6 protein-coding genes are annotated in these 5,481 nt (G+C 62.6%); 4 read left to right on the forward strand and 2 right to left on the reverse strand.

The genetic code is table 11. The features are described from left to right. Positions 1–637, reverse strand: a 637-nt coding sequence (locus AB4Z11_RS21305) for a 5'-3' exonuclease (protein WP_442027513.1), incomplete at its 3' end; no start/stop codon positions are given. A gap of 122 nt (positions 638–759) precedes the next feature. Here AB4Z11_RS21305 and AB4Z11_RS21310 point away from each other — a divergent pair. The 4 genes from AB4Z11_RS21310 to AB4Z11_RS21325 are packed head-to-tail and all read left to right on the forward strand — an operon-like array spanning position 760 to position 5,229. Next, positions 760–1,173 carry a hypothetical protein gene (locus tag AB4Z11_RS21310; protein ID WP_442027514.1) on the forward strand — a complete coding sequence of 138 codons (414 nt, stop codon included), beginning with the start codon at positions 760–762 and terminating at the stop codon, positions 1,171–1,173. A gap of 30 nt (positions 1,174–1,203) precedes the next feature. Further along, a complete protein-coding gene (locus tag AB4Z11_RS21315) occupies positions 1,204–2,163 on the forward strand; it encodes a homoserine kinase (protein WP_442027516.1) in 960 nt (319 codons plus the stop codon). Continuing rightward, on the forward strand, positions 2,160–2,921 hold the full coding sequence (locus AB4Z11_RS21320) for a BPSS1780 family membrane protein (RefSeq protein ID WP_442027517.1): 762 nt from the start codon (positions 2,160–2,162) through the stop codon (positions 2,919–2,921). The genes AB4Z11_RS21315 and AB4Z11_RS21320 overlap by 4 nt, the downstream gene beginning before the upstream one ends. A gap of 7 nt (positions 2,922–2,928) precedes the next feature. Beyond that, entirely contained in the window at positions 2,929–5,229 is a 2,301-nt protein-coding gene (locus AB4Z11_RS21325; RefSeq protein ID WP_442027518.1) for a UvrD-helicase domain-containing protein, read from the forward strand. Here the strand turns inward: AB4Z11_RS21325 and AB4Z11_RS21330 are convergent. Continuing rightward, on the reverse strand, positions 5,226–5,481 hold a 256-nt coding region (locus AB4Z11_RS21330; RefSeq protein WP_442027519.1), incomplete at its 5' end, for a hypothetical protein. The genes AB4Z11_RS21325 and AB4Z11_RS21330 overlap by 4 nt on opposite strands.

The raw sequence follows: 5,481 nt of genomic DNA on the forward strand, positions 1-5,481 counted from the left end.
TGGCCATGATGCCTTCCAGGCTGTCGTACTCCTGCAGCCACTTGAGCGCCGTTTTCGGGCCGCACTTGGCCACGCCCGGCACGTTGTCGACAGTGTCGCCGATCAGGGTCAGGTAATCGATGATGCGGTTGGGCGGCACGCCGAACTTGGCCAGCACGCCGGCTTCGTCCAGCTTCTCGTTGGTCATGGTGTTGATCAGAGTGACCTTGGGCGTGACCAGCTGGGCCAGGTCCTTGTCGCCGGTGGAAATGATCACTTCCATGCCGTTCTTTTCAGCGTCGACCGACAGAGTGCCGATCACGTCGTCGGCTTCCACACCGTCCACCATCAGGATCGGCCAGCCCATGGCGCGCACCGCTTCGTGGATGGGTTCAATCTGCAGGCGCAGATCGTCCGGCATCGAGGCGCGCGTGGCCTTGTATTCCGGGTACATATCATCGCGGAAGGTCTTGCCCTTGGCGTCGAACACGCAGGCAATGTAAGCGGCGGGGAAATCGGCGCGCAGCTTGCGCAGCATATTGACCATGCCGTGCATGGCGCCGGTGGGGTAACCGTCCGGGCTGCGCAGGTCGGGCAGCGCGTGGAATGCGCGGTAGAGATAACTGGAACCGTCGACTAACAGCAGGGTAGTTTGCATAGAGCGGAAATATGGGGCCTGTGGCGGAAAATTCAATATTCCATTATCGCAGAGTTTTGGCTGGCAGCTTTTGGTCAGTTTGTTACAATGAACCTTATAACAAACCACGCGAACACCCCATCATGCGCGCTTCCGCCCTCACCCTGGCCCTGTCCCTCGTGGCAACTGCCGCTGTCGCCCAACAGGCGCCCAGCAAGGCGCCGCCCCAGCTCGAACAAATCGAGGAAGTGGACAACCCGATCACGGTGACCACCAAGCCAGGCAGTGACAAGCAAGTGCAAGAGAAGCGCGAAGGCGGCCGCATCACCGAATCCAYGGTGAAAAGCGGCAAGAGCGTGTACACGGTCAACCACCGTCCGCCGGCCGGCACGGCCATGCCCGGCGACACCATGGGCCAAGCCATCCGCGGCCCTGCCTGGACCGTGATGGAGTTCGATATCGCCGCCAAGAAGAAAAAGCGCAGCGCAGAAAATGCCGCTGCCGAGGATGCCGCCGAGGCGCCTCCGCCGCCGCCTGCCGCGCCAGCTTCGAAATAGGCCCCATCGACTCATTTAACCTGGTTGCTCATGGCAGTTTTTACTCCCGTCACGTTGGACGACGTACGCCAATGGATTCCGCAATTCCCTCTTGGCAAGGCCCTGGCGCTGAAAGGCATCGCCTCCGGCATCGAAAACAGTAATTTTTTTCTCAGTACCGAACGCGGCGAGTATGTACTCACCCTCTTCGAGAACCTGAGTTTTGAACAACTGCCCTTCTACCTCGAACTGATGCGCCACCTGGCTCAGCACGGCGTGCTGGTGCCCGATCCGGTGCCGAACGCGGAGGGCGCCCTGTGCGTGCCGCTGCAAGGCAAGCCGGCCGCCATCGTCTCCAAACTGGAAGGCAGCTCGCAGATGGACCCGCAGCCCGTGCATTGCGCGGAAGTGGGCGCCATGCTGGCGAAGATGCATCTGGCGGGACAGGACTTCCCCCTGCAGCAGCCCAATCTGCGCGGCATCGACTGGTGGCATGAAGCCGTACCGGCCGTGCTGCCCTTCCTGAAACCGGACGAAGCCCAGTTGCTGCGCGAGGAAATGRCCTTCCAGGACGCCTTCCACGCGGACACGAACTACGCGGCCCTGCAGCAAGGCCCGGTGCATGCCGATCTGTTCCGCAACAACGTGATGTTTGACGGCGAGCGTCTGACCGGCTTCTTTGACTTCTACTTTGCCGGCTGCGATACCTGGCTGTTCGACGTGGCGGTGACGGTCAACGACTGGTGCATCGACCTGAACACGGGTGTGCTGGACGTGGCCCGCGTGCGCGCCATGCTGGACGCCTACCACGCGGTGCGTCCCTTCACGGCTGCGGAGCAGGATGCCTGGCAAGCCTGCCTGCGCGCCGGCGCCCTGCGCTTCTGGCTGTCGCGCCTGTACGACCTGCACCTGCCGCGTGAAGCCGAGCTGCTGACGCCGCACGACCCCGGCCATTTCGAACGCATTCTGCGCGAACGCATTGCCGTGGCGGCACCGGTGCTGGCGCCATGAACAAGCTGCCCGCCAGCGCCGGTTGGGATTGGATCAGACAAGGCTTCGCGCTGTTCCGCCAGCAGCCGGGCGGCCTGTTCATGATCCAGATCGCCTATATGCTGATGTTTGTCGTGCTCGGTCTGATCCCGATTCTGGGCCAGATCGTGCCGGTTGCGCTGGCGCCCGTGTTCAGCGCCATCTTCCTGCAGGCCTGCCTGAACATCGACCGCGGCGCGCGCATCGAACCGCGCCTGCTGCCGCAAGGCTTCCGTGCGCCGGGCGTGCCGACGCTCGTGCTGCTGGGCCTGCTCTACATTATGATCGCGGCCATCGCGCTGGGCATTTCCATGCTGGCCGACGGCGGCGCCCTGCTCAAGATGGTGACCGAAGGCGGCCAGCCGGACCCGAAAGAACTGGCCGAGTCCGGCATCGGCGGCGCGCTCTTGCTGGCCATGCTGATCTATCTGCCCGCCATGATGGCTTTCTGGTTCACGGTGCCGCTGGTGAGCTGGCAGCACATGGGCCTGTTCAAAGCCCTGTTCTACAGCTTTTTCTCGGTGTGGCATGCGCTGAAAGCCTTCCTGGTTTTCCTGCTCAGCCTGTTCGGCATCCTGCTGCTGTCGGTGCAGCTGATCCTGCTGCTGTTCGGTGCGGGCGGTGTGGGCACCATCCTCATGCTGATGCTGTGGATGATGCTGATCATCCTGATCCACTGCGCCTTGTACGCCAGCTATCGCCAGGTGTTCGGCGCGCCGGAGGAGCTGCCGCCGGTATAATGGCGGGATGCAAAATCTTCTCCACAACCTCAATCCCGAACAGCTCCAAGCCGTTACCCTGCCGTCCCAAAATGCCCTGATCCTGGCTGGCGCCGGATCGGGCAAGACGCGCGTGCTGACTACCCGCATCGCCTGGCTGATCCAGACCGGACAGGTTTCGCCGGCCGGGATACTGGCGGTTACCTTTACCAACAAGGCGGCGAAAGAAATGCTGACCCGCCTGTCGGGCATGTTGCCAATCAATACACGCGGCATGTGGRTCGGCACCTTCCACGGCCTGTGCAACCGCCTGCTGCGCACCCACTACCGCGACGCCGCCCTGCCCCAGACGTTCCAGATTCTCGACACGCAAGACCAGCTGTCGATGATCAAGCGCCTGCTGAAGGCGAACAATATCGATGATGAGAAGTTTCCGCCGAAAACGGTGATGTACTTCATCAACAACAACAAGGACCAGGGCCTGCGCGCCTCGGCGGTGGAAGCCTACGACGCCATGGAACGCAAGCTGGTCGAGCTCTACCAGCTGTACGACGATCAGTGCCAGCGCGAAGGCGTGGTCGATTTCGCCGAGCTGCTGCTGCGTACCTACGAGCTGCTGTCGCGCAATCAGCCGCTGCGCGAGCACTACCAGCAGCGCTTCCGCCATATCCTGGTGGACGAATTCCAGGATACCAACAACTTGCAGTACGCCTGGCTGAAGCTGATGGCGGGCCACCAGTCGCAGTTCGGTGGCGCCCTGTTTGCCGTGGGCGACGACGACCAGAGCATCTACGCCTTCCGCGGCGCCAACGTCGGCAATATGCAGGCGTTTGAAAGCGAGTTCCAGGTCGGGAACCTGATCAAGCTGGAACAGAACTATCGCTCGCACGGTCACATCCTGGATGCGGCCAATCTGCTGATCGCGAATAACAGCCGCCGCCTCGGCAAGAATCTGCGCACCGACGCCGGCCACGGCGAACAGGTACGTGTGTACGAGGCTTCCTCCGATTTGCAGGAAGCGCAGTGGATCATCGAGGAAGCCAAGAGTCTGGTGGCGGAAGGCGCCTTGCGTTCCGAGATCGCCATCCTGTACCGCTCCAATGCACAATCGCGCGTGATCGAACACGCCCTGTTCTCGGCCGGCCTGCCCTACCACGTGTACGGCGGCCTGCGCTACTTCCAGCGCGCCGARGTCAAGCACGCCATCGCCTATCTGCAGCTGATGGACAATCCGCACAATGATTCGGCCTTCCTGCGCGTGGTGAATTTCCCGGCGCGCGGCATCGGTGCGCGCACGATTGAGCAATTGCAGAACGCGGCCGAAACTTACGGTATTTCGCTGTATGCCGCCGTGCCTTATATGGTCGGCAAGGCGGGCAGCGCGCTCGGCTCGTTCACGAAATTAATTGAAGGCGTGCGCTTCGAAACGCAGCAAATGGCGCTGCCGGAACTGGTGCGCATCACGCTGGAATCGTCCGGCCTGCTGCAGCATTACCAGAACGAGAAGGAAGGCGCGGACCGCATCGAAAACCTGGAGCAGATGGTGTCGGCGGCCAGCCAGTTCGTGTCGGAAGAAGGCTTCGGACAAGGCGCGCCTGCGCACCTGGGCCCGGCCGCACAAGCTGCGTCCGGCGCGCAGGTAGTGGTGGCCGATGGCGTCGAAATCCTCGATGCCGATGCACCGCTGGCAACCGTGATGTCGCCATTGTCCGCCTTCCTGTCGCATGCTTCGCTGGAAGCGGGCGACAACCAGGCGCAAGCCGGCCAGGACGCGCTGCAGCTGATGACCGTGCACTCGGCCAAGGGCCTGGAATTCGACAACGTCTTCATCACCGGCCTGGAAGAAGGCCTGTTCCCGCACGAAAGTTCATCGAAGGAAGACGGCGGCGTGGAAGAGGAACGCCGCCTGATGTACGTGGCCATCACGCGCGCCCGCAAGCGGCTGTACATGTCCTTCTGCCAGACCCGCATGCTGCACGGCCAGACGCGCTACAACATGAAGTCGCGCTTCTTCGACGAACTGCCGGAGGAGTCCCTGAAGTGGCTGTCGCCGCGCGTGCAGCCAAGCTGGTTCGGCGGCTCGCGCCGTTCCGCCTGGGATGAGATGCCATCCGTGCCGTCGGCGGATAATCAGCTGGCCGCACGCATCAACCAGAAGTCGGGCGGCACCGGCTGGCGCATCGGCGAGTCGGTGGCGCACGCCAAGTTCGGCGAGGGGGTGATCATCAATATCGAAGGCAGCGGTGCGAACTGCCGCGCGCAGATCAACTTCGGCGCGGTCGGCATCAAGGTGCTCGACCTGTCCGTCGCCAAGCTGGAACGGATTTAACTGGCGGTCCTGCCCCGGCCAAGAACTTTCAACAGCTGGGGCGGCACCTTGCCGTCCACGATCTTTGTGCTCAACTTGGGCAGCGGATGCACGATGCCGTCATTGATCACGCCGACGATCAGCCATTCCTCGCCCACCTTTACCGAGAAGTCCCACACGCCCTCGCAGCTGGTGCCGGACATGGCGCCGGAACTGGTCATCATCGTAATGGTCGGCGTCGCCTCGCCGCGCCACCAGGACGAGGTTTCAATC

Source organism: Pseudoduganella sp. RAF53_2, from assembly GCF_052113985.1.
Taxonomy (GTDB): Bacteria; Pseudomonadota; Gammaproteobacteria; order Burkholderiales; family Burkholderiaceae_D; genus Rugamonas.